16 protein-coding genes and 4 pseudogenes are annotated in these 25,623 nt (G+C 58.7%); 8 read left to right on the forward strand and 12 right to left on the reverse strand.

Annotated elements, in window-relative coordinates; all coding sequences use genetic code 11:
* The first annotated feature begins 144 nt into the window (after positions 1-144).
* Complete coding sequence (locus AC0L2Y_RS26350) at positions 145-612, forward strand: IS5 family transposase (protein WP_473560594.1); 468 nt, start codon at positions 145-147, stop codon at positions 610-612.
* A 650-nt stretch (positions 613-1,262) separates the two neighbouring features.
* Positions 1,263-2,258 carry a D-alanine--D-alanine ligase family protein gene (locus AC0L2Y_RS26355; RefSeq protein WP_473560596.1) on the forward strand — a complete coding sequence of 332 codons (996 nt, stop codon included), beginning with the start codon at positions 1,263-1,265 and terminating at the stop codon, positions 2,256-2,258.
* Between the two features lie 1,167 nt (positions 2,259-3,425).
* Here AC0L2Y_RS26355 and AC0L2Y_RS26360 read toward each other — a convergent pair.
* Entirely contained in the window at positions 3,426-4,367 is a 942-nt protein-coding gene (locus AC0L2Y_RS26360; protein WP_473560525.1) for a MurR/RpiR family transcriptional regulator, read from the reverse strand.
* A gap of 750 nt (positions 4,368-5,117) precedes the next feature.
* Here AC0L2Y_RS26360 and AC0L2Y_RS26365 point away from each other — a divergent pair.
* Positions 5,118-5,542, forward strand: a pseudogene (locus AC0L2Y_RS26365) (transposase); the annotation flags it as partial.
* 114 nt (positions 5,543-5,656) lie between these two features.
* On the opposite strand, the gene AC0L2Y_RS26370 reads toward AC0L2Y_RS26365, so the two are convergent.
* From AC0L2Y_RS26370 to AC0L2Y_RS26400, 7 genes and pseudogenes are all read right to left on the reverse strand, one after another.
* Positions 5,657-6,991 carry an aspartate aminotransferase family protein gene (locus tag AC0L2Y_RS26370; protein ID WP_473560526.1) on the reverse strand — a complete coding sequence of 445 codons (1,335 nt, stop codon included), beginning with the start codon at positions 6,989-6,991 and terminating at the stop codon, positions 5,657-5,659.
* A 172-nt stretch (positions 6,992-7,163) separates the two neighbouring features.
* A complete protein-coding gene (locus AC0L2Y_RS26375; RefSeq protein WP_473560527.1) occupies positions 7,164-7,550 on the reverse strand; it encodes an ectoine synthase in 387 nt (128 codons plus the stop codon).
* Positions 7,551-7,862: 312 nt separating this feature from the next.
* Positions 7,863-8,111 (reverse strand): annotated as a pseudogene (locus tag AC0L2Y_RS26380) (IS110 family transposase); the annotation flags it as partial.
* A gap of 610 nt (positions 8,112-8,721) precedes the next feature.
* On the reverse strand, positions 8,722-9,993 hold the full coding sequence (locus tag AC0L2Y_RS26385; RefSeq protein WP_473560528.1) for a KamA family radical SAM protein: 1,272 nt from the start codon (positions 9,991-9,993) through the stop codon (positions 8,722-8,724).
* Positions 9,994-11,050: 1,057 nt separating this feature from the next.
* A pseudogene (locus AC0L2Y_RS26390) lies at positions 11,051-12,129 on the reverse strand (hypothetical protein); the annotation flags it as partial.
* A gap of 1,434 nt (positions 12,130-13,563) precedes the next feature.
* A complete protein-coding gene (locus AC0L2Y_RS26395) occupies positions 13,564-13,815 on the reverse strand; it encodes a hypothetical protein (RefSeq protein WP_473560530.1) in 252 nt (83 codons plus the stop codon).
* A gap of 180 nt (positions 13,816-13,995) precedes the next feature.
* A complete protein-coding gene (locus tag AC0L2Y_RS26400) occupies positions 13,996-14,922 on the reverse strand; it encodes an ArdC family protein (protein WP_473560532.1) in 927 nt (308 codons plus the stop codon).
* Positions 14,923-15,394: 472 nt separating this feature from the next.
* Here AC0L2Y_RS26400 and AC0L2Y_RS26405 point away from each other — a divergent pair, with 472 nt between their 5' ends.
* On the forward strand, positions 15,395-15,583 hold the full coding sequence (locus AC0L2Y_RS26405) for a hypothetical protein (RefSeq protein WP_473560533.1): 189 nt from the start codon (positions 15,395-15,397) through the stop codon (positions 15,581-15,583).
* 182 nt (positions 15,584-15,765) lie between these two features.
* On the forward strand, positions 15,766-17,433 hold the full coding sequence (gene nodU, locus AC0L2Y_RS26410; RefSeq protein ID WP_473560534.1) for a nodulation protein NodU: 1,668 nt from the start codon (positions 15,766-15,768) through the stop codon (positions 17,431-17,433).
* 292 nt (positions 17,434-17,725) lie between these two features.
* Here nodU and AC0L2Y_RS26415 read toward each other — a convergent pair whose 3' ends face one another.
* Positions 17,726-19,864: a heavy metal translocating P-type ATPase gene (locus tag AC0L2Y_RS26415; protein WP_473560599.1), complete on the reverse strand. Its 2,139-nt coding sequence runs from the start codon at positions 19,862-19,864 to the stop codon at positions 17,726-17,728.
* A gap of 890 nt (positions 19,865-20,754) precedes the next feature.
* Between AC0L2Y_RS26415 and AC0L2Y_RS26420 the strand changes: the two genes are divergently transcribed.
* From AC0L2Y_RS26420 to AC0L2Y_RS26430, 3 genes are read left to right on the forward strand one after another with little or no spacing between them, the layout of a single operon-like run.
* The gene (locus tag AC0L2Y_RS26420; protein ID WP_473560601.1) at positions 20,755-21,240 is read left to right on the forward strand and encodes an RNA polymerase factor sigma-54; all 486 of its coding nucleotides are present in this window, start codon (positions 20,755-20,757) and stop codon (positions 21,238-21,240) included.
* Positions 21,209-21,295 carry a hypothetical protein gene (locus AC0L2Y_RS26425; protein ID WP_473560603.1) on the forward strand — a complete coding sequence of 29 codons (87 nt, stop codon included), beginning with the start codon at positions 21,209-21,211 and terminating at the stop codon, positions 21,293-21,295. Before AC0L2Y_RS26420 ends, AC0L2Y_RS26425 begins: the two co-directional genes overlap by 32 nt.
* Positions 21,296-21,354: 59 nt before the next feature.
* The gene (locus AC0L2Y_RS26430) at positions 21,355-22,572 is read left to right on the forward strand and encodes an MFS transporter (protein ID WP_473507195.1); all 1,218 of its coding nucleotides are present in this window, start codon (positions 21,355-21,357) and stop codon (positions 22,570-22,572) included.
* Between the two features lie 292 nt (positions 22,573-22,864).
* Here AC0L2Y_RS26430 and AC0L2Y_RS26435 read toward each other — a convergent pair whose 3' ends face one another.
* The 3 genes and pseudogenes from AC0L2Y_RS26435 to AC0L2Y_RS26445 form a co-directional block, all read right to left on the reverse strand.
* Positions 22,865-23,770 carry a LysR family transcriptional regulator gene (locus AC0L2Y_RS26435; protein ID WP_473560535.1) on the reverse strand — a complete coding sequence of 302 codons (906 nt, stop codon included), beginning with the start codon at positions 23,768-23,770 and terminating at the stop codon, positions 22,865-22,867.
* A 3-nt stretch (positions 23,771-23,773) separates the two neighbouring features.
* Complete coding sequence (gene nolL, locus AC0L2Y_RS26440) at positions 23,774-24,928, reverse strand: nodulation factor fucose acetyltransferase NolL (RefSeq protein ID WP_473560536.1); 1,155 nt, start codon at positions 24,926-24,928, stop codon at positions 23,774-23,776.
* A gap of 202 nt (positions 24,929-25,130) precedes the next feature.
* Positions 25,131-25,566 (reverse strand): annotated as a pseudogene (locus AC0L2Y_RS26445) (NodA family N-acyltransferase); the annotation flags it as partial.
* Positions 25,567-25,623: the final 57 nt, after the last annotated feature.

The raw sequence follows: 25,623 nt of genomic DNA on the forward strand, positions 1-25,623 counted from the left end.
GACAACCGTGTACCCGGCCAACGCATCTCCAAGCGCGAAGATACTTGACGTCCCCACCGCGATTAGACAACCCCATCAAGCTTTGGATGGAACTGACTGACGCCCAATGGGCGAAGATGGAACCGCATTGCCAGGGGTAAGCCAATCGACCCAGGTCGAAGCGGCAGCGACAACCGCCGCTTCATTCAGGCCGTGCTTTGGATCGTGCGCACGGGAAGCCCGTGGCGTGACCTTCCAGCCTTTTTCGGAAGTTGGAATACCGTCTTCAAACGACACCGCGATTGGGTTAAAGTCGATGTTTTTGTTCGGCTCTTCGATGCCTGTTCGGACCAGCCGGACATGGAGTTCGCCATTCGACGCAACTATCGTCAAGGTCCGCCGTCACGGCCAGGGCGCAAAAGCGGGACTCAAAGCCAGGCCACAGGCCGCTCCAAGGGCGGCATGACTAACAAGATTCTTGCGCTCACCGATGCGCGGGCAATCTCGTGCGCTTCGTTCTCCTGCCCAGGACATCGCTTCGATACGGTTGGCGTCGCCCCGCTCGTCGACGGAGTCGCCTTCGGCGGGCTGATTGCCGATAAGGCCTTGGACAGCACCTCATCGCCGATCTGAACGAACCCGGCGCCAAGATCGTCATCTCGCAGCTTCTGAGGCGCGCCCTGCCGCTGCCTCTCGATCTCGAACTCTATAAATGGCGTCATCTCATCGAGAACTTCTTCTGCAAACTCAAGGAGTTCAAGCGTATCGCCATGCGAGCTGACAAAACCGACCAGAGCTTCAACGCAATCATCCATCTCGCAGCCGCCGTCATACGATGAATCTCAACAGGCCTTAATTCACGAGTCAGTTACATTGACGCAATATGCTTGGTCGACACCGCTCGCCTGCGCGCAACGCGTAGCGTGGATACGCTTGTTGAGAACTCGGACTGAGGTTACCAGGGGCTTTCGAAAATTGTTTTCGACGCTCCTTAATTTTTTGAAGAGGTAAGAGGAAGACGAGCAGTTCATTCTGCTGCCCGAAAGGGTGCACCCTTGTCCGATTGACGACGTCTTTGTTCGAAACCAGATACGCTGAGGCGCAAATTCTGACGGCGTCCATTCGAAATAGCTGGTTCTCCATTCTTGCTCGCCACAATCGTCGACGGCATGCCGTTTGCGTGTGACACGGTGAAGGGGCTCGGGTCCGGACGAGTTGTCCTCCTCGTTCAAAAATCCGAGCGAATGAACATGATAGTGGCCGAACATCTGGGGAGTAAGCTCATGCGGGTAGCCGTTGTGTGGAATCACAACAAAACGGGCGTGATCAACCGGTTTGGTCAGCCCAGTCCGGAAGTGGACGACCGCGAGGAGGTCAAAAACGTGGTAGCGGCATTGCAAGAGGGGGGCCACCAGACGCTGTTGTGCGAAGGTGATAAAGGACTGCTCGCTGAGCTCGAGGGGTTCATGCCCCCCGATTCGCAAGGTCGCCCGTCGGGAATCGTCTTCGTCAGGGGGGCCGGAATTCAGGGGGAGTGCCCTTCCATCCATGTTCCAGCCATGCTCGAAATGGCCGGCGTGCCGTACACCGGATCCAACCCGCTAGGGTGTGGGCTGGCGCTCGATAAGGTGATCACCAAGAGGCTCATCCGCGATGCCGGCGTGCCAACGGCGAACTTTCGCCTGATGCGTTCCGGCGCCGAGAGTATTGGCGACCTGCGATTTCCAGTGGTTGTGAAACCGACTCGCGAATACAACAGCCGGGGTTTGCAACTCGTACATGAGCCCGCTCAGTTGAGGCAGGCCGTAGAAATGACCGTCACTCAGTCTGCGCAGGATGCTCTCGTAGAAGAATACATCGAAGGTCGCGAGATCACCGTCGCGCTGCTCGGAAATGGGGAGCTCGAAGTTTTGCCTCTGGTAGAGCAGAACTTCGGCGACCGCGAAACGCGTTTGATGACTTGGGAATCGAAGCACATGGCGGTCGCGGCGCCGGAGAAAATTTGCCCGGCGCACATCGGTAGCGATCTTGCGACAGTGCTGCGGGATATTTCAATTGCGACCTTCCATGCCTGCCACTGCCGCGATTACGCTCGCGTCGACCTCCGGATCGATCGCTCCGGGGCGCCCTTTGTTCTGGAGATCAACCACGATCCGTCACTCGATATGACCGCCTCCTATTTTCTGGCCGCGAGGACGGCCGGCCACAGCTTCTCCACCTTAGTCAATCGCATCCTCAACATTGCCAACACGCGGTATTTCGGAACCGGCATCTTGTAAGCCCAGCACGCGCCAGTCGGAGCCTGCCTCAGGTTGTGAGGCGACAATCTGCACGGTCGGCTTCGACTGATGAAGACTCAGCTTGAACATTTCGTCAAACCCTGTCTCCGGAGCGCAAGGATTTGTGGCGGCGAGAGCCAGTTGTCGATCGGGTCAGCCGGTTTGACGTCAGCAGTGACTTGCATTCGGATAGTATGGCGGCGCCCGCCATAGCCGCCGCAGAAGCCATTTATCGTCAGCGGCGGCTCGATGCCATTGTTGAAACCGTCTAGTGGTCATTTCACACTCGGCATTTTTTCATGGTGCCAGCAGATGCGCCAATGTCCCGTGCGGTTGGGCGCAACGGCCGCCATCTATGTGGAAAAACGCGCCCGAAGTGGAACTCATAGCGCAGGGAGCATCGAGCCTCGAAAACACCCATTGCCTTTCCTTTTCACCACGCCGGTTCGCCGTGCTTTCGTTGCTGCGCTAACAATCCCTTGAACCTGCGGACCTTGTTCGTCTTCGCCGACGCTTCAAAACGCGCCAGCGTGCTGACTTCCATCTCCCGAGACATGCTTGCGCAGGTGAACCTTACCCGACCTCATTCTGCACGTGCGCTACGAGGGGGGCGCGCGAAGCGACTGGCTTTCGTTCCGCCGCTTGCCGGCTTCAGCCTTTCGAACCGCGCGCCGGACCATTCGACACTGTGGCGCTTGCGCGAGGAGCTGAAGCGCGACCCGCTGATCAACACATCAACAAGATATTGGAGCAGATCAACCGCCAGCTTGAGGACAAGGGCCTGATGTCAAGCGCGGCACGAGATGCAACATCCCTGCAAGCTCGCGGCCGGCTGGTCGAGGCAGGTATTGACGGACGGCCTGAAGCGGTGGCCCAACAAACATCGTCCCGAGCTGCCCCGTACCAGAGGTGGCGCAACCAGCTGATCGCCAACGTTGCGGGAGGCTGATGCACGCGGTGCATCTGGCCGCTGCGCCAACAACCCGCGCCGCATGGTCAGCACCCTCCATTCGCCTGGAGAGAAGCCCGGCATAAGCAGGAGTCCGTCCGCGATCCGCCGGTGAAAAATGCTGCGCTGAGCGGCCAAAGCAGCGCTCTCCGGCGCTCAAAAACTGCCGATGCTCCCACCCGACATCTATACGCCTTCTCTGCAAAGGCATCTGTGAGTCAGAGATCGCGCCCGCGCGGTATCTGCAGCACATAAGTTTCCAATGCTGCCAGATGTGCTTTGTTCGCCGCCAACGCTTCAAGCGCGCAGCTACCGCGCTTGGCTGCGATCAGTTCCACAAGACACTCTACAGCTACGAATGCAGGAGTCGTAGTGTGAAAAACCGAAGGCATTTCAGTCTGGACGCGGATCACAATTTCAGAAAATTTAGCAATCGGAGATATCTCGCTGTCGGTCAAAGCGATTAGTTTCGCACCGCGCGAGACCGCGAACTTGGCGACCTGCATTGTGTGGCGACTGTACGGGCTTACCGTCACCGCCAGTAAAGCGTCTCGCGGACCGACTAAACGGAGCGCATCATTGGCTGTACCCCCTATTCCTTCAAGTAATACAGTGGGCAAGCCCAGCAATGATCCGAGATAATGCATCAGATGGGCTGGAGGGAAACTCGAGCGGAGGCCGATACAGAAAATGTGTCGTGATTCGAACATGAGATTGGCGGCTGCTGTCAGGGCCGCAATTGCGGAGGGCTGCACCAACTCACTGAGATGGCCAAGTAAGGCGTTAATTGTATCGGAGATGAGCGCGCCATCGCCGTCGGCCTCCGATTGTGCTGGGCAACGCTCGGCCAAGCTTTTCGGCAGTTCCCTAATATTGTCCGCAAATATCTCTTTCAATTCGGCGAAGCCATCGAACCCTAGGCACTTGGCAAGCCGGGTTAGCGTCGCCGGAGGCACTGCTGCTCGGCGCGCCTGCTCCCTCATCGACAGCAGTGCGACCTCAGTCGGATGATCGAGCAACCAACGTGCGGCGACCTTTATTTGCGGCGGCAACAGCTCGTAGCTGTCCTTGATGGCGCTTGCTATGGTAGAATCCATGCCAATTACTTCGTAGGTTGAGCCGGTAAGTGCTGCAACCAGCAGTTCGGCCGCTTTTTTCACTGTTGGACGTAAGCGCCCCCTTCGTCGACGACGCGCAACGGTATGCGATGTCCCGGCAACACCGGGTAGATTTGACCTTCAGACACTGCGCCTCTGCCGAGAGGTTGAGATCGCACAGCCGATCATAGGTCTACCAGCATGTAACGGTCGGGCCTCAGGCGCTTTGTTGCCGGATGCAGCCGACCTGCACACCACTGGAGAGTATGGGGGTCGGAAAAATCAGCATGGCATCCATGCCTTTCTCAGTTCATGACGGGACCATTAACGTGCACGCATTATACCTGAAATGCCGGCTACTGAACTCTGAGGCGACCGCCGACATTTGCCTTGTTGCAAAATCATAGAGGCAAGTTGCGTGCCGGATTGTCCGGCATCAGCAACCGCGAAGACCGCTATCTGCGCACGCTGATGATCTATGGCGTCTCCGCGGGCAAACGGCATCCCCAAAGCTCTGGCTCGGCAAACTGCGGTATCGCAATGATGCCGCAGTCGCACCCGCGAGGATTCCATTGGTCGATGCTCTCCGACAATGCTGCCCGTGTTTGACCCCGAGCTTTGCTGGTGCATCATTTTCGCACGCAAGCAAGCGCTATGGGCCAGATTCTTTACGGGAGCACCGGGACGACAGAGGCGCACGTTCGCGGGTGTGGTCATATCTCCGGCCTGTTTTTGCAGTACTGTGACCGCTGGCCCTGATGGTGTCGGCTGATCCTTTGGCCTGATCAAGAGAACGTCCTGGAAGCTTAGGGTCGCGTCTGCGCCCGCATCAAACCGCGATGCCTCGACATCCGCTTCATCATCACCAATCTCGACAGTGCCTCGGCCGAGCACCTCTACGACGTGATCTACTGTGCCCGCGGCCACGCCGAGAACCTGTCAAGATGCACAAGAGCCAACTTGCCTCCGACCGCACTGGCTGCCGTTCGCCGATCGCCAACCACGTCCGCCTCGTCCTGCACACCGCCGCATACTGGCTGATGCTCACCCTCCGCCGGGCGGTGCCCGCATCCCATCATCTCAGCAAAGCCGAGTTCGCCACGTTGCGGCTGAGGCTCATCAAGCTCGGCGCCCGCGTTGTTGAAACCGTCTCGCGCGACCGCCTGACCTTCGCCGCTGCCTGTCCCGAGGCCAGCATGTTGCTGGCGCTCGCCAGCAAGCTGCACCCGTCGAACCAGCTTCAGATCCAGCGTGTTGACAGGTCCAGACACAGCCGCAGTAAAGGACGCCCTGCCGCCACCTGTTCGCCCGCTCAGCTCAAACAACCCAGAGGCGCTCATGAATAAGGCGGGTTAGCTGGTGCGCGTAGGCAAGAGAGAACGATGAGCTGCCAAAAAGTCGCTAAATGCCTCCAGAAAGCCTTTCGCTTCGACCTCACCGAAGGGGAGCGAGAGAGAGAGAAGTCCGCGGGGCGCCACATAGAAGCCGCGCAGCAGCATCTCCACGTGCCAGAGTTCCAGCCAGCGTACGTCTCTTTCCTTGAGTTGCGTCGGTGTCTCCACCACGCCATCAACAAAATGCAGATTCATCAACGACCCTTGGCCGAGTACTGTGGCAGCAACCGCATGCCGCTGGAGGGCGGTGTTCATCTCGCCTCGCAACCAGTCGCCAATGGCATTCACTTTTCGGCTTGCTTCTTCAGTCAGAACCTTGGTGAAGCCAGCCAATCCTGCAGCCATGCTTAGGACGTTGTTGTTGAAGGTACCGCTGTGCGATAACGAATTGGCACGTGCAGGATCAAACCGGTCCATGATAGAGGACTTCCCGCCGAAGGCACCGAAGCTTGCGCCGCCGCCGAGATACTTTCCAAGCGTGACCATATCAGGAAGGATACCAAGTTCCCCGTGCAACGCCCTATAGCCTAAGCGTGAGGTTTGCACCTCGTCGAAGATCAAGATGGCACCGAGTTCGTCAGCCAGATCCCGGATACGCGGAAGGAATGTTGGCTTGGCGATGATGCAGCCTCCAGCTCCCAACATTGGCTCCAGCATAATCGCGGCGAGTTCATCCGCATTCTCTCGCATAATCTTTTCTACGCCATCCTCATCGTTGTAGTCGGCCAACAAAAAAGGGAAAGGCAAATTGAGTGGTGAGCCCCCGTTTGCAAAGGCCATCACGCCCCCATGATAGCTTTCTCTGAACACTAGTATCTTGGTTCGGCCTGTGATTGCCCGCGCGGCCGTCAAAGCCATGATATTCGCTTCCGTGCCGGAGTTGCAAAAGCGTACGCGTTCGACAGCAGGGAAGCGGTCAACGATAGCGGCACCCAACTGTGCCTCGTAACGGTTTGGCCCACCGAGCATGACACCGTCCTTGATGGCATCAATCATGGCTTCCGCTATCGTCGGATCGGAATGTCCGTAGAGTCCCGCGGTGTATTCCGACAAGAGATCCACATATTGATGGCCATCAAGGTCTCTTACATAGCAGCCATCTCCGGACACCAAAGTGAGTGGAAAAGGATTGTACCAGAGGATGGCGCGGGTGTTGCCGCCTGGAAGTGACTCCTTAGCGTCTATATGACGGGCCAAGCTTTTTGGATTGCGGTCAAAAAATTGCTGCCGTGCATCTTTGAGCACCGAGTCGATATCTGCATTTCGCTTTCTTGAACCCGCGGTGACTGACATTTTGTAAGACTCCTCTTTATGCTTATTCGCATAAATTTGACCGGCGACAACACGCCCCCAGAAAAACATCAGAGCTCTGATGAAGGACGAGTTCGTGGCAGCAGCGTTGGTAACAACGCTCGACCGGCTAGATACTACAGCGGTTGAGATGATCAGAGTTCGGCGTCTTCAATCAGTAGGTTGAACCCGACGCGTCATCGAGGTTGTGGCGCTCGGTGCCTTTGAGAGGAGGGTTAAAGATGCTGACGAGAACTAGGTTCCTGTCCCGTCCCCCGCGCAAGTAATGCTTGTCATGCTTGTCAAGCACATAGATATCGCCCTCACGTATGGGAAAGATATTGCCGTCCATGTCCTCGACTACGCCCTCTCCAGCGATGCAATAGCAGGCTTCGAGGTGGTTGCGGTATTGGATAAGTGACACCGTATTCGCCCGCACAATCGTGTGGCAGACGGTAAAGCCCATGCCGTCCTTTTCCGTAAGCAGACGGTGACTGGTGCCACTGCCCCATTCGACGAAGTGGTCGGTGGCTTCTACATCCTGCAGGCTGCGCACGAACATGGTTGCTCTCCGTATCTAACATTTGAGGATAGTGGAATGCGAGTTCCGAACAGATCTGGCATATCGGCCGGGCTGGCAGCTCCTACCTATCGATGAGGCACAATCAAAAGTCGTGCCAATCTCAGGTAGGGCCTAAGAACGGAAATTTTTGCGTGCTGAAACAATGATTTGCGCTGTTGTACTTCAGAGGTAGGTCAACAATGCCTAGTGTCGAGGACTCGACAAACTGAACCGGGCCGGGTGCCGGGGGCTCAAGGCGGGCGTTCTGGAAGACGGGAAAGCAGGGGGCGGACACGGCCGGGCCATGAAGTGCGGATCGACGAGCAATGCCTCCACAGCCTGCTCGAGCTTGCAGCGTCCCTGTGCGATAGTCATGCCGCCCTCCGACAGAATGGCGCGCAACCGGTTGGTCAGCGTCGTGCGCGCGCCCACTAGCCTTGAAGGAACCCGATGCCGCGACTGGATGTCCAGCGGCTCCGCCGTCTTCAGCTCGACAAATCGCATCGTCGGACGTGTCGCGGCTTCGGCGATGGCTTCAGCGTCCCGATCATCGTTCTTCTCTGGTTGCCACCCTCGATGCAAGAGCCTTCCAACCTGATGTGTCCGGTGATCGAGTGCGTTCTTCTCTTGCGTGATTCCGGACAGCTTCACTCGAACCCTTGTTAATTGCCTGACCCGCCCTGAGGTCGATGCCTTCCTGGCCGCACCAGATCGCAAGGAACGCTGCCACCCCGTTCGCTAAGTCTACGACCGCGGTCTTGAGGAACTGGCTGAAGGAGCCTCAGCGCGGAGAAGAGAGTATCCTGTTTCCCAGCGCCAGAGGTGAGCGGCTGAGCGTTCATGGCGTTCAGTATATGCTGAACAAACACCGCCAGACCGTCGCTGGATGGAAAGCGCGTCACTGTTCATCGTTTGAGGCACACGATGGCCATGGACCTCCTGCAGGCGGGCGTCGATCGCGCCGTCATCGCTCTGTGGCTCGGCCATGAATCGACGGCCGCGGTCACCGCGGCGCCAATCGCATTCCCGCCGGCATGCAGGACGTCCGGTCTGGTTTCGGTGCGGAGGGAAAGCGGTCACCACCGCTTGATGGCGCTGCCCCACGGAAGCAGCTGCGGCCTTTTGCTCCACTCGAACTGGTACGGTGGTCAGCATTCCGCGCCTTTCGATCTCATCCTTCGGGCAAATCGTCTAACCAGTAGGCGCCCTCGAGGTGCGGCCGGGAAAAGATCTTTCCGATCTTTTCGGGAGTCTTGTTTTGATGGTATCGCATATACACCCGGCCATCGGCTCCAAGGTCGAGGATCTCGATCTTTCCTGTGTAATGGGACATGATGTATTTGAATGTTTTTTGGATGCCACTGAGACGTTGGTTGACGCCGCGCGCAATCTCTATTCCGCGGCGCAGCGAAACCTGGAAATGCGATGCGCCTTTCACCGGCCGGCCCTGAAAGAGGTAATAAGGGCGGACACCCATTTGATGACACCTGGCGAAGGTCGCCGCCAAGATCTTGGAATCATCGTTGACTTTCGCGAGGAGCACGGACTGGTTGAGGAACTGCACGCCGTGAGCCCGCAAGGAGCCAATGCTGCGCTCTGCGTCGGCCGAGATTTCGCCGACGTGATCGAAATGTGTGACGATGACTGCGGTCTTACCCTCTTCATGAATCCGTTGGAACAGTGCCAATAGAGCGGGATCCTCGAACCGTTTGGGCTCGTAGGCGACCATTTTGGTGCCGAACCGAATCGAGTCTAAATGTGGGATCGGCAGCAGATGATTAAGGATTTTGTCGAGCTTGGCCGTGCTGAGCACGAATGGGTCCCCCCCCGATAGCAGTACGTTCGTCATCTCATGGTGGTCATCAATATATTGCGCAATCCGGGAGAAATCAGTTGCGATTTCATCGGAGTTCTTGCCGACAATGCGTTTGCGAAAGCAATAACGGCAATATGAAGCGCAACGGTCCGTTACCAGCAACAACCCCGTCTGGGCATACTTGTGCTGAAATCCGGGCACGACCGTGTTGTCGTGCTCGCCGCTCGTGTCCAGATGGCCGGGACTCTCGAACTCTTCGAATGAGGGCTCGACGATGTGTTTAAGCTGGCCGTAATAATCACTGTTGGTGATTTGTTCACGATAAAATCTTGTGACATGATAACGCGTGATGTTGTTAGCTTGTAGCTCACCCTCGGCTACGGCGCGCGTCCCCTCGATGAAATTTATGGCAGCGGTACGGTGCGGCGAGTCCCCGTTGGTGGGTGATGATTGAAGTCGGCGAACGCGAGGCGCGGCAGAGGTCGTCCGCGCGTTCATCTCACGATCGCTCACGCTCTGGGCCTCGCAATGAACCGCAATTGCCTGCGGATTCCGCTTGGCCTGCGCTGCCAAGCCTCGCTGCCGCCCGACAGACAGGAAAGCAACCAAAGCCGCTGCTTGGCGCATGACAGCTGCGCCCGTGCCGAACGCGGCAAAGCTTCGATCGGCGGGACAGCACTCAGCAGTGCAGCGCCTATCGCTTTGAGTTGTAGCATTTGAGCAAGTTTCATATCGAACTCCTCGGTCCGAGGCCGTCAGATCGCAATTTTCGTAAACGGATCCTCCACCATGTCCCTTGCAATCTGCGGGCCAACGAAGAGGCAGTGCGAGTAATAGGGCAAAACCATAGTGTTTCGTGGCGCTGCGCGGAATACTTGCGCGTCAGTGTGTCAGGTTCCGAACATAAAGGTCTTCAACGGGACACAGCTGAACACACAACCGGAAGGCCGCGCACAGTGCGCGTTTACGCCGCTGCTGCAGAGGCTGATGAACGTCGATCAAACACGGTTCACGACCAAAAGCCTGCGGGCGGTGCAAATAGCTGTGGCGCGACAATTCTGATGAGAAGCCTCGCAGCTTCATTGTCGCGCCGCACATAGCCGTGAAAGCCTGGTGTGAGGAGAAAGCCGTTCAAATCATCAATGGCGACTGGATAGGCGATCTCCCCGCTTCCCGCCATGGTTAGGTAACATTCTTCGGGGAGGCAACAGGGGGCAAATCCTCACTTCGCCTGACGCATTTTCGCCGGCGGGCGACTGGCGACGCGGATCTCCTGCTTCGTTCATGGTGGCGGTCTTCGAGATCGTGTCGCCACGGGATGGCCACCTTTGATGTAGCGCGACAATCTGGGAGAGACGCGTTCTCACGTTCATTGTAGCGCCGCACTTTGACCCAGTCGACCTTGTGCCACAGTATTTCTGGCGCACGATGCGGCTTCGATCTGCGTGGCGCCACGAAGGTGCCGATCAAAACGCCGGCCGACGCCTGGAGCGTGCGATAGACAACATCTGCAGGGTTGAGGCGGTCAAAGGATCGCCTGTCGCACTGCACTTAAATGTGAGATTGCGCTCACCTCGCTCAATCGCGAGACCGGTAACTTCTCTGGGGTCAGGCGGCGCGCAGGAGTGGCGGTCTGGGCTTCAATAGTTGGGACGTTCGGCTCTGGCTGTCGGAGCGGTGCCCGCAATCGATCGCGAAGCTCGCCGTTGAGATCTGCCGTGCGGACCTGCATGAGCATGTGAGCGCCGTGAAGCGACCATCGCATCTGCTGTTTCTTGACCATCCACTTGCCGACGAGTGAATTCACCGCTGACTCAGCCAGTGTCGTTGCGTCGCGAAGCCCGGCTCCGTAGCGCTTGCCATAGTTGATGATCGCGCCGCGGTCGGGCGACGGAGAACTCGCTGCCTCCCTGCAAATCGATCACTCTCTCCAAGAGTTGTCCCAGGTCGCGGATCGCGCGATCGACCCGCCCATGCCAAAGACGCCACTCCACCGCTCTGATGTGCCGGTCGATGGTGGGGAGCGCTTCAGAGAGACCCGATCGGGAACGAGCCATATGATCGGCGATCTGCTGCATCGACTGGATCTTCATGGCGATGTGGAACCAGTCGATGATGTGGGCCGTCGGCTTCGGCATGGCGCGGGCAGCCGCTTCAGGATTTCGGCGCCGTCCGAAATCACCGTCACATCGCCAAAGCCGCGGTAGCCTACTTCGCGAAGGGCATGAAGGGCGCGATCCCGGATTGCCCGTTGGTCGGTGCTGCCGGTCACGAAACAGCGACCGCCGCCTTCGCCCCGCCCGCCGCGGCCGCATCGAGCTACAACGAGCTCGAAGTTGCGCGCTGGATTGGGATCGGCGCTGCGGACATGCGCCCTATCGATGCTGATGACGAACTCTTTGCGGCGATCGCCGGGAAGCTGCATTTCAAGCTGGCGTCGTTCGCCTGTTTGCCATCAGCTCGGATGTCGCTCGATCGGGGCAGATCTACCCCCACGGTGCCGAAGACGGTCCGGATCTTGGGCATCGTGTAGTCCTTGACCGGCCGAAATCTGTGGCAATCCGGGCAGACCCGACGAAAGCGGGTATACGTCTCCGCCTCGTGGTCCACAACCGCGCTCTGCAGCGCCGTCATGATCGTCTTACCGTCCTCGATCGACAGGCCAAGGTCGCCGTCAGACAGACGGTTTCAGCTCTTGTCGATGCGAACCGCCTTCCGGCAAACATCACCGAACTGTTCCTGCCCTCGATCGTGATCGTCCATTCCACCGCCATCGCCTTACCTCCGAACAAAGCGACGTTGATGGACTACGCGGGCCTAACAACCCGTATTTGACCCAGAGAAATTACCGGTCTCGATTGACTTCCTGCCCGAGCCCTTTGCGGTGTTCCAGTATTACCGATATGGTCTCCGACATCCGGTTGTCTCCGAACAACGCAAGCACATCGCGCTCGTGTCAGATTTTGGCGGCGGAACCTTTGACATTTCTGTAATCGAAACGACGAAAGCCGGCGACGTCAGCCAGTCTGGAACAAATTCGCGCCCGCTCAGCGCAAATCGGTTCAGGTCGGGGGGCTTCTACATCAACCGGCTCCTCGCTGCCGACCTCCTAATGAAGGCGGTCCACGGACCATCCGCGGCGACGTTAGGAAGTCTCTAGAAATCGCCGATAGGATAAAGACGCCTGACGATTTGGCCGAGGTTGCCGAGCGGCAGCAAGTTTTTTATCGGCACTACAGGTCGTCCTTTGCATTCTGTCGAAATTGCGAAGCTCTCCGCTTGCAATTCGATAGCAAACTGGAACCTTGCGGCGGATCTTTCTGGTTTGGCGCCATTCCCCATATCTGTGCCGGTGAACCCATATGACCCGGAATCACGGATCGGCAATATCGGGCATGCCTCGGCCGAGATGACCCGAAAGTATCAGCGGCGCCGCGACCGATTCCGCGTCAATCTCACCAAGGCGACTGGCCTGTAGGAGATTGGGAAAAAGCCCCCTCCCCTTCCCGTTTGAATCGAACAACGAGTACTTTTCCGTCAAAAAGCCCGGCATGATCTCAACGACGGAAAATAGGTCCCGTGTCGGCGCGAATCGCGGGCTGCGCGAGGAGAAACGGCTTGCCCAGAGCGTGACGCTGCAAGTCTCGAGGAGTGTCTTGGCGAGAACGCAATACCCATCGCGCTCCTGACCCTAGCCCGAATTGGCCAACAAATCGTAAACGCAGAAGCGCGCATCGCTGGAAACCAGGATCATCGACAGCCCTAACGATGTTGCGCAATGGGCAATCGATAGGTCCAATGCGATCCTGACGGATCAGGGTTCGGAACTCGCCACCGCGGCTCGCAAGGGGACCGACGCGCCCGTGCTTGCGCACCCGTCTATCGGCTGCGCGGCCGCACGGGTGGCGGCATCGTCCACATGAAGAGCTTCTAGCGCGCCGGACCCGCATCGAAGCACAGCAGCGACAGGCGCAACGACTTGAGCCTGAGGCCCGCGTCATCCGCGAGGTCAGGCCAGAGAGCGCACTGATTTCCTGGGCGCCTATCGCGACTGGTCGATTTCGTGTCGCGCGAAAACCGGTTTTTTGCGGACTGGGACCGGTCGAGTGCATCTGTCGAACAAATTATTGCCCATTGGGCTTTTGACATCCACGGAACATCGCGGCCGGCGCGAGGTCGGTTTTATTCCGCGGCCGCTCAAAATGCCCCACGAGAAGCTGCTGTTGGAAGAAGGTGCTTCGTGCACCGCCTGATGGAGGGGCCGAGGAGGTCGACGCCGAGATTGTCCTGCCCTTCGCCTAGTTCTTTCTGATGACGCATGGGCACTCCGTCGATCCGGGGGGCGGTGATGCAATCGCTGAAGGCCTGTGCCAAGGACGGGTGCGTTTGCGGGTCGGAAGCGCCATTGGCGAGGAGACGGGCGCGCAGTTCGTCGGTGAGCAGGATCATTGCGGAATTTCCTTCAAAACGGTTCGGGCTGATTGAGAGCGGCTTTTTTGAAACAGGCGGATACGAGCGGCTTGTGCGCCGAGCGCGGGCGTATCGGCGCGCCGTCAGAAGCGCAAGGCGGTCGCGCGTGGTGATGGGGCGCGCTCATGCGGCGATCTCGTCATGCGCCTCACCTTCGTCCTAGGCGTTGAGGCCAAGCAGGAAATCGGCGGCTTTCGAGGCATGGCTGGCGGCGCGGAAAATGGCGCGGTTGTCTTCGCGCAGAACGGCGAGCCATGAGCCGATGTAATCGGAATGGCGCACGGTCGGCTCGATACCGAGGCTGCTGCAGATGAAGGCTGCGGCGATCTCGGCGACCAGTTCCTCGCGCGCATAGGTCTTGGAGCCGAACGAGCCTGTCAGGTCGCGCGCGAGTCGCGTCGGGTGGCCGGTCCAGTGGCCAAGCTCGTGAAAGCAGGTCCGGTAATAGTCGATCTGGTGGAAGAAAGCCGGCTGGGGCGGCACCTGGATGATGTCGCTGGCGGGCATGTAGAAAGCGCGATCGCCACCTATACGGAAATTCGCACCACTTCTGAGGATAAGTTGCTCGGCCTGCGGAACGATCTCGCGCGCCGGCAGCGGCTCGGCGGCGGCATGGAGATGGTCCGGCAGATTGTCGCACTGCGCGACATTGAAGACGGTAAAGCGCTTCAAAAAAGGCACGGCCTGGGGTTCGTCGCCGTCGGCCTTGGCGCGTTCCATTTCGTCCTTGGGAACAAAGCGGTCTGCGTGAACGATGGTCGTGCCGCGCTCGCCCTTCCTGACGTTGCCGCCGAGGGCAAGCGCCTGCCGGAAGGTGAGCCAGTTCTGGCTGGGGAAACCGCGCTCGATCACCGCGCCCCACAGGATGAGGATGTTGATGCCGGAATAGCGCCGCTGGGTGGCCGCATTCCTGGGTAGCCCAAGGTCTGCCTTTGCCCTGCCCCATGGCTTGACCCAGGGCACGGTCCCGCGCTCCAGTTCGGCAATGATGCGGTCCGTGATCTCCTGATAGAGACTGGCGCCCGGGCGCCCGCCCTTGGCCGCGCCCGCCTTCGCGCTCGCGCAACGCTTGTTGTTTGCACGCATTCCTTCGTCCTCCGCTCGCCACTCACCGCGCCTTTCCCCGGAAGCGGGGTGGGCGGCGAGACGCGACCGGAAAGGCCCGCCGTCGGAGGCGGACCGCATCCGAAGGACCGGAACGAAGAGGAGGACCCGAAGCGAAGCGAAGGGTTGCGGGATGCCGCGGCGGGCCTAGAAGGGAGTGCCGCCCACCCCGCGCCGCCGGGAAAGGCCAACGAACAAACCGCGCCGGCCGACAGGCAGGCGACCGTCAGCAGCCGGAGGCTGCCCGCGCCAGGGGGCGAAGCCGAATGGCCGAGACCCGCCTGAGCCTGCCGAAGAAAAAGCGGGCTCGGTTCACGAGCACCCAGCGCGCGCCTTCAGGCGCGCGGGCGCCAAGGTTAGCATCGTTCGTAGCGGCGCGGCGGGCACAGCTGAGCCCGCATCGGAGGTTGATGAGGAAGGAGTATTGCTCCACCGATTTCTACGAAGGCCAGTGGTGTATCACGGCTATGACGAAGCTCACTTAATCATCTATCTGCGGCCGCTAGGCGCCTGCGCCGACGAGGCGACCGAAGAGCAAATGTCCCGGGCCGCTGACCCGTTTGTCATCTGTTCGCAGCAAGTCGTGGTGGCGCGTATCGACGGCGGCATGCTGTCGCTCATGCCCGTGCATCAAGCGGGCTAGTCGCCTGTGGCATGGCCCGCATATCCACGGCATGGATGCACTATATCCAAACAATAAAGTTTACCTATGCGACTTGATACTGCATAGCGCAGACTTGAAAGCCCATGTCCCGTGCTTTCCAGCTCACGTTTTCCTCGGTTGTTCTACAGTTGTCCCACAGCTAACCTTGACATGGATCTATTATGCGAATTTGCGGTATCAAGCTAACCCACGACGGGGCAATCGCTGTCGTCGAGGACGGCCGATTGATCTTTTGCATCGAGCAGGAGAAACTCGACAATAATCCACGATACCAATCCATTGATTGTCTTGAAACGATTGTTGCCGCCTTGGCGGAACATGGCCTGGATCCGCGCGATGTTGACCGGTTCGTCATCGATGGCTGGGACGGTGAGATCGAGTCGGAATTCCAGGTTGTCAGTGAGGGCACACCGGTCACTCTCAACGGGGCACCCTATGTGGAGCGGGACCCTAAAAGTCCCCTGACAGCTTATCACAGCTCGGGCCTCATGCTCGGCGGCGGGATATTCTCTTATGAAAGCTATCCGCATGTCCTTGGCCACGTAGCTTCCGCATACTGCACCAGCTCATTCGCCAGAGCCAAAGAACCTGCCTTTTGCCTGGTATGGGACGGCTTCATCTTCCCGCGGCTTTACTACGTGAAGCCAAGCGGAGTGCGGTTTATCGGATGCCTGTTTCCGATGATGGGTCATGCCTATGCCGCCGCGGGCCAACACTTCGGTCCTTATAGGCAGGAAGTGCGGACCGGCTGGAATCTGGATATAGCCGGCAAGCTGATGGCCTATATCGCGCTCGGAGCTGTTAACGAAAACATCGTAACTGTATTTCAGGAGCTTTACGACCAACATTTCGCCGGCGATTCGAAGCTGGCCCTTGAATACAGGAACAACAGCCGCAGCGAAGACGCGTTACTCGCGGCCGTGCATGATTTCTTCGATGTAGCCGAGTCACGGCTAGTCGCCGAGACGCCCGAGGACATACTTGCTTCGTTTCATGCCTTTCTCGAGCGTCTTCTCGTTCGCGAGATGACAATCGCGCTGCGTGGGCACTCGGTTGCCGGAACGCGAAACCTGTGCATCGCCGGCGGATGCGGGCTGAATATCAAATGGAACAGTGCACTTCGCGCGAGCGGTTTGTTCGATACAGTCTGGGTGCCTCCGTTTCCGAACGACAGCGGGTCGGCAATTGGTGCCGCTTGCTGCGCGCTAGCCGCCAACAAAGGCTTCGTCCACCTGGACTGGTCAGTCTACAGCGGGCCAAACTTGAACCATGGCCCCGTGCCGCCCGGATGGCAGGCTGCTCCATGCAGCTTAAAAGAACTTGCCAGCCTGCTCGCCGACGACAAGCCTGTCGTTTTCCTCGCAGGCCGTGCAGAGCTTGGTCCACGTGCGTTGGGAGGCAGAAGCATCCTGGCGGCCGCGACTTCGTCCCACATGAAGGACCACCTCAACAAAGTAAAACGTCGAGAGCACTTCCGGCCGGTAGCGCCAATATGCCTGGAGGATCGTGCACATGAGATATTCGAGCCTGGCACGCCGGATCCTTACATGCTGTTCGATCACCGAACACGTTCGGAGTGGAAAGAGAAAATCCCAGCAGTCATTCATCTCGACGGGACTGCACGATTGCAGACAGTTTCCAGAGAATCTGATCACCCGATTGCAGAGCTCCTGGTCGAATATGAACAACTCACTGGCATTCCGCTGCTCTGCAACACGAGTGCCAACCTTAACGGACGTGGGTTCTTTCCGGACGCAGCGGCAGCCTGTGCGTGGGGATGCGTGGACCACGTTTGGTGCAATGGGTTGCTGTTGACCAAGACAGGTTAGTCGCCGCTCCCGTCGTCAATAAGGCTGGCTGGATGTGCAGGGACGATCGCGCCTAGGCGTCCTTGCAGTGGTCAGGCTGATACCCGCATGAAGTCATGGCAGAGCATAGAGAGGCCGCAGCTCTCGCCATCGATAGGCCAGTGAGCCGAACCGCTGCGGTTGTCATTGCTTCGTCTGCACTGCTTCCGTCGCCCTCCGCTTTCGATACTTCGCGGGCATCTGAGTTGCGCCGAATGACTGAGGAACTTTGGTCCGTAGCGGTCGAAACAGGGGGTCGGCCTGCTATTCTGCTTCAGGAAGTCGGTTGACGATACACTCGCCAACCCAATAGCCGCATCGCATTTGCGGTCACGAGTACAGTCGCGCCGGTGTCGGCGAGGATGGCAGGCCATAGCCCCGTCACGCCGATCACCGTGGTGACCAGAAAGATGGCCTTGAGGCCGAGCGCGACCGTGATGTTCTGTCGGATATTGGCCATGGTTCGCCGCGAAAGGTCGACCATGTCCGCAAGGTCTCGCACGCGACCATGAAGCACTGCGGCATCCGCCGTTTCCAGCGCCACATCCGTACCACCGCCCATTGCGATGCCGATGTCAGCAGCAGCAAGCGCGGGCGCGTCGTTGATGCCGTCGCCTACCTTCACGATCGTCTTGCCCTGAGCTTGAAGCTCCTTGACCACGCGCTGCTTGTCTTCAGGCAGCATTTCCGATCTCACGGGTATGCCGAGGGCCTTGCCGACCGCCTCTGCCATGCGGCGGTTGTCACCGGTCAGCATTACGGTCTCGATGCCAGCGGCACGAAGCGCCTCCAGACCTTCCTTGGCATCCGCACGAGGTTCGTCACGTATAGCGATGATGCCCGCAAGCCGATCATCGACGAGCAGAACGGATACCGATTTCCCTTCATCGCCGAAGCCCGCAATACGACCGCGTTGATCGTGATCCAGCTTCGCCCTCTCTTCCGCCGCCGCAGCCGAACCTAGGAAGATGCTCTTTCCGCCAACTTTGCCGACTACACCTTTGCCTCCGATTGCCGCTGCCTCCGACGCAGGCGGCACAGGCACTTTGTCGGCCTTTGCCCTGTCGAGGATCGCCATTGCAAGCGGGTGGGTCGAACCAGTCTCCAAGGCGGCGGCCATGGACAGCACGTCGCGTTCGCTGCGATCAATGGGGACAACGTCCGTCACCTTGGGCTTGCCTTCTGTCAACGTCCCGGTTTTGTCGAGGGCCATTGCGGTGATCGAGCCCAGTATTTCGAGAATGCCACCGCCCTTGATGAGGAGGCCGCGTCGTGCCCCTGCCGAAAGCGCGGCGGCGATGGCCGCTGGGGTGGAGATGACCAGCGCACACGGGCAGCCGATGAGGAGAATGGCTAACCCCTTGTAGACCCATTCCTTCGGATCAGCGGCCCACAAGAGCGGCGGCATCACCGCGATCAAGGCTCCAATGACCACTACGCCCGGCGTGTAGTAGCGTGAGAACCGGACTATGAAGCGCTCCGTCGGTGCCTTGCTCTCCTGCGCCTCCTCGACAAGGCGAACAACGCGCGCGATGGTGTTGTCAGCCGCGGCCGACGTGACTTTGACCCGCAATACAGCTTCGGTGCTGATCGTACCGGCGAAGACGCTTTCCCCGGCACATTTGCGGACAGGCGTGCTTTCGCCGGTCACCGGAGCCTCATCGATCGCGCTTTCGCCCTCGACAATAGTGCCGTCCGCTGGGATGCGCTCGCCGGGCCGCACGAGGACGGTCGAGCCGACTTCAAGTTGATCGACGGCAGTCTCTTCGGTGTTGCCATCCCGCTCGACCAGAGCGGTCTTTGGAACCAGCGCCGTGAGACTTTTGATGCTCGCCCTGGCACGTCCGGCCGCGACACCCTCAAGCAATTCCCCGACCAGAAACAGGAAGACAACAGTCGCGGCCTCTTCTGTCGCCCCGATGATCACGGCGCCGACCGCAGCAATGGTCATGAGCAGTTCTATGGTGAATACCGAACCATTCAGTGCCGCCATCAAGGCCCGCCGGGCGATTGGTACAAGCCCGACGAGCATCGCAGCGATGAATGCCCACGCTTCGACCTGAGGCAGTGCCCTACCGATCCCGTAGGCGCCGACGAGCGCAACGCCACTGGCAATCGTCAGCAGTCCCTTTCTGGATCTCCACCAAGGACCGTCGACTTCCGCCCCGTGGTCGCTAAGCGAGCCTTCAGCATGTTCAGGGCGATCATTGATCTCGCTGTCGGTCGCACTGCGTGTGGCCAGCGTGATACCGTACCCCAACCCTCGGACTGACCTCTCCAGAGCTGGAAGGTCACTGTCGTTGCGGTGTTGCACGGTCATCGTACCGGCCGCCACTGAGACGTTGACATCATCAACCCCGTCAATGCGACGCGCAGCTGTCTCGATCTTGGACGCGCAGGACGCACAGTCCATGCCGGTCAGGCGATAGCGGGTCTGAGCTTCGGTCACTGGAAACCTCACGGGTTTGCAAAAGGTGAGCCTGCTCCTACATCCTCTAGCTGTGATATCGTACATGCTGGAGTGGGCGTCGACCCGTTTGGCGCGACAGGACAACCGCCACGCCGGCTAACGTTGACAGATCAGCCAATCACCGCTGATCTCCCATGAAGCACTGCTGACGTCTTCACTGACAAAATTGCCGGAGCAAGTTGCGTGCCGATTACCGTACCGTTTGCATCGCACCAATTGCCCCCGTACCGGCAGACCGGCCGTGGCGATCTTTTGGTCGCGCTTGCGACATTCTTGTCCGCCTTCGAACACAACAACGTTTTCGGGTCGGAAAGTACAGAGGGAGCAAATCAAGGAACTCCGATCTTGCAAACGCCGTGACGCCCAGCCGGACTCGATCCTCACCGCGTGCAGACCGGCGCGCGCCGTGCTGAAGAGCTGGGAGGTGTCAGAGACCTTCGACAGGGGAGCGGCAACAGCGCAATTGTAGAGGTGCGACGGCCGCGTCTTCGCAGATCGCCGGTCTGCACAAGAATTCCAGCATAGAGACAAAGCCTTGCGTGGTCGATGCAGTGACTGCCGGCGTGCCGCAATGCATAGGCTCGGCCCGTCGGGAACGGTTTTCGTCTTTCCGAGCCGGTGCGCAAGTGCTGATTACCCCGACAATACACCTTTGCTCGGTGCGGGTGACGAAGCGATTGTGCGGCGCGCTTGGTCTCGGCCAAGCACGGGCGGCCCTGCTCAAGCCAACAGGGCTTCGCCGGAAGATAGTCCGATTCGCTGCCTTCAAGCGAAACGGCATGGCGCTTGCTGTCGTTCGTCAGAGCCCATCAGAGCACGTCGAGCACAGAACCATGCCAAAAACGCGAAGCTCCCTAAAAGCGCCCAAGGAGAACGCGCACATTTGCGCCGAACGTTCCCTCCAGACCTCCGTGCTCGGTAGCTGCTTTGCGCATCGCTGGTTCGAGACTGACGGACCAACGCGTGGCGCTCGCCCAATTGTCGTTTACCCGCCTTCGGCGGCAGGACGCCTTTTTGGAACACGGCGTCGACCACCTGCGGCCTGCAGTTTCAGGACTGTCGCGGATGCGGTCAACGTGCACCAGTCGACGGTAAGCCGGGTGACGTCGAACAAATACATGCTGACCCCGCGGGGCGTGTTCGAACTGAGGTATTTTTCACCGTCGCGATCGCCTCCTCCCAAGGTGGCGACGCGCACTCAAATCAAGGCGATGGTTGCCGTGGAATCGCCCGACGAAGTGCTTTCCGATCACGACATCGCCACCCGGCCAAGGAAACGGGATCGACATTGCTTGTCGCACCGTTGCGAAACATCGTGAGGCGCTGATCATCCCCTCCGCGCAACGCCGCAGGGAAAGGGCCTTCTGGCGCTAATCCGGGTCAGCGCAGCGATCCCCCGATATTGCAGCACATCCAAACTGGAGACGGTGTTCATGACCGAATCCGCGCCAGGCTTCATGGACGGAGGTCTGCATGACCCAGTACAGCCAGATCAACGGTCTGGTCCCGCATGGGGTGCGGTCATTTCGCTTGCCTTAGGCACCTTCGGGCTTGTGACGGCAGAGTTTATGCCTGCCAGCGTGCTGACGCCGCTCGCGCATGATCTCGGTATCAGCAAGGGTGCAGCTGGACAGGCGCTGACAGCAACCGCCATCGTCGGGGCGATCTCGGCGCCGACGATGGCCATCATCACAAATCGCCTGGACCGCAGGATCGTCATATGGGCGATGACGCTGCTGCTGATCCTGTCGAACGTTCTCTCGGCCGTCGCGGGGTCGCTGCCGGTTCTCCTGACCGCCCGCGTCGTGCTCGGAATAGCGCTCGGAGGCTTCTGGTCGATTTCGGCAGCGTTGGCGATGCGGCTCGTTCCAAGTCACCTCCTGCAGCGCGCCATGTCGATCATCCTCACCGGCGTTACGGTCGCTACCGTTTGCGCGGCTCCAGTCGGCGCCTATGTCGGCGACATCTGGGGATGGCGAACCGCCTTCATGATCGCTGCAGTCGTCGGCGCCGTTACACTGCTGGTTCAACTCATGACCCTTCCGAGGCTGCCTCCCATTGGAGTGGCCAGCTTGCGCAGTCTGCTGGATGTGGCCAAGAATCCGACGATCAAAGTCTCGATTCTGGTCGTCCTGCTGGTCGCTTCCGGGCACTTCGCCGGCTTCACCTATATCCGCGCGCTCCTCGAGAATGTTACCGCGCTCAATATCAAGACGATCTCGCTCGTGTTGCTCGCCTTTGGCATCGGCGGCTTCTTCGGCAATTTGGCCGGCGGATTTCTGGCCGAGCACAGCCTCAAGGCAGTGGCGGCTCTGCCGCCTCTGCTCATAGCGATGGCCGCTGTCTCGCTGCTGACGTTGGGAGCATCGGCCTGGGTCACGACGATTGCGGTAACCGTATGGGGCTTTGCCTTCGGCGCGGTGCCGGTGGGACTGCAGACATGGATGGTTCTGCGCGCCGCTCCCGAGCAGGCCGAAAACGCCGGTGGGCTGATGGCCGCAACGTTCCAAGTGGCCATCGCCGCCGGCGCGATTTTCGGCGGACTGCTGGTGGACAATGCCGGCGTCGCCAGTGCCTTTGCCTACAGCGCCGTTGCCTCGTTCCTCGGTGCCCTGACAGTGTTCTGGCTCGGCCCGAAGCGCGAACCCTAGGCCGCCCTGACAAAGGCCCCTCAGTGCGCCGGGAAAGATGCAATCGCATCAGCCGCGGGGTGCGGTCCTGCGCACGATTTTTGGCGGTTGCAGGCCTCGTCTCCGCGCGATCGGACGCTGTTGTCCGAGTTGTGTGTGTAAAGTCGCACAGCCTGAGGTGCCGGCTGCCAGCGTCGCGAAATGCGTGCCACGCCGTCACGCAAAATCATCCAATTTGAGTCAGACCTAATTTTGCGCCGGTTCGCACCGGTACAAGGCGCTGAGTAAATCCAGCCCAGGAGCGCCCGCGACTTCACATGCGGGATGCCTCCTGCAACATTATCTGCCGCATCCAGATGCTTGCCGGATCACTGTTGTGAAGGGTGGGCCATTGGACGCCCTCGGTGAACGTGGGAAGCGGCCGCGGAAGTTCGATGATCCGCAGGGGGAAGGTTTTTTCGAAATGCTGAACCAGCCGGAAGGGCATGGTCGCTATACGAGTCGTGCCTGAGACCATCGGCGGGATCATGCTAAAGGCCTGCACGACGATCTCGACACGTCTCTTGAGACCATGCTCAAGCAAAAACTGTGCCTCGATGGATGGCATCTGCGCACCGCCGACCCTGAACGCAATGTGCTTCATCGACACGTATCTCTCGAATGTCAGCTTCCCCGGCAGCTGCTTGTTCGTGGGGCAGCCTACGCACACGAATGTCTCGTCGAACAGCGCCGCTCTTGGATGCCCGCTCGACATGAACAATTCCGGAAGAATCAGAAAATCGACGTCACCGCGCCGGAGGAGCTCATCGGAATCGGCGTCGAGCGGCAGCAATTCGAAGCTGACGGCGGGTGCTTCGCGTGCAACACGCTCCACGACCTTTTCGAAAAACACAAGTGTGACGAAATCGGAAACCATGATCCGGAAGCGGCGATCGGATTGAGCCGGGTTAAACGGATCCCAGGAAATAATCGAGCACTGGATGTGCAGGAGTGCACCGCGGACTGCGGGGGCGAGTGTTTCCGCACGCTGTGTTAGAACACGTTCGCGGCCGCTCATCGTAAACAGTTCGTCATTGAAATAATGGCGCAGCCGGCCGACCGCCGCGCTCATGGCCGGCTGACTTAAGTTGATGCTGCTTGCCGCCGCCGTGAGGTTGCGCTCGGTCAGCAGTGCATCGAGCACGACGAGAAGGTTCAGATCAAGGCCTTTGAAACGCATGCCTCATCTGTCCGTAACGTGGTTGCTTGTCATCGCGAGCATTGTGGGCGATTGAGAACTGAGCGGACTTGGGCGTGGCGGCGCTCCCACAACGATCCGCGACACATATCCAAGGTCGCGCGCAATCTTGCGAATTGCCAGCGCTGTGACGACAATCGCCACTCCAAGAACACTTGCGAACGCGATTCTGGTCGTGAGATTCCAGGCTTCTCCAAACTGTATAAAATCCGTGAGGCGAAACACGGCACCCTGAACCAGATAAAACAGCAGCGTGCTCTGACCAAGCTCCACCGCGACAAAGTGAGCTATTCTAGTTGAATGGATAATTCTCCAACATTGGAACATAAGCTTCATCGCTACTACAGAAGCTGCCGCCGAGCCAGTGAACATCAGAAAGACCTGTTCAGCCGACTGTCCATCATGAATTAAAACAAGATTGTTGTAGGCATAAGTCTCCTTTCCCCACAAAATAAAGCATATGAAAGCTATTACCGACAGTAAGACTGTAAAAATCGATTTGTGTGCCCAAATGATACTTTTCTGCCATCCGATCGGCTGGGCAACCAAGAACCCCAGACAATAAAACGGGTAAGTGTATCTTAATGACGGGGTGATTGATAATGTGACGGGCGCGAATGCGACCGCAATTGCAGATGCGGTTATAATCCACATCGATACGCGATTGGAAATTGTAAAAAGTCTAACTAGAATGAACGAAAGAAACGCCGCCCATATGAACCAGTATGTTCCGATGAATTCCTTCGAAAAGTCAAGCAGCCCATCAGTTAAGCTTGTCGTATGAGGGATCATGGCGGACTTCAATGTCCAAATTAACGCACACCAAAAAAGCATTGGCAGTAGTAACTGCCTTGCCCGATCACCGACAGCTTGAGTGAACGGTTTTCGCAAAATTGCCCCAGAAGAAAGATATCCGCTTATTGCCATAAAGAGAGGCATGTGAAATATGTAGATCGACTTGTAATACGGCGATAGCCAGAAGGCGCCAGTGCCTCGATATATAACATACTGCAATAGGTGCCCAATTATAACTAAGGTAATTAGTATACCTTTGGCGAAATCAAGGCTTAGGTCCCGGTTATTTGTCCCTGCTGGGCGCGAGCCGCGTCCCTTTGCTCCGACTGTTATGTGATCAGGCATCAGACTCCAGCCTATTTGTTGCCGTTGCTACTTGCCGTTTCCGGGCATGGCCAACGCGGCAGTTTTTTCGGTGCAAAGGATCGAAATTTACGCGGATCGCGTGGTATCGAGGGCCGACTGGCTGCAACCGAGCGGACAAAAATCCCAGTGCCTGATCGAAAACCTCGAGGCAGTGGCTGTCGCGATCATGTGTGGCGGCGCTTACGCCCGGCACTATGGTCGCCAGGCCGTCTCTGCAGAACCTCTCAAGACGGTTCCGCAGCGCGTACCGAACCGCGCCAAAAGCGAATGGAATGCCAAGCTGCTGCTGCACCGGACGCATGACGTGGATAGAATGGCTCATTCCGAGTCTCTCAAGATCCGGATGCACCCTGTACAATCCGAGTTCGCCTACGAAGAAATCAACCTCGCCAACCGTGATGAACGGCGCGGCAGGTCCAAGTGAGCCGCTACGCCGTGCACATAGAGCCGATTGCGCGAACCTCCGGCCTTGCACCGGCCCAGCTTCGACCGCCTGAAAGCCCCTGTCGGCCCATAGGCCTTTCGGAAGAAGGCGGAGAGTTCGACTTGATCGGCTACCTGCAAGTCATTTCCCAGCACACGCTACAGAAGCAGTGGCGTGATCGGGTGCATGTCAGCTCCGGTCACCTATGCAGCGCCCTGGAAGTTTGGTAAAATCGATTGTTTAGATCGCG

It is taken from the genome of Mesorhizobium sp. WSM4830 (assembly GCF_055811495.1).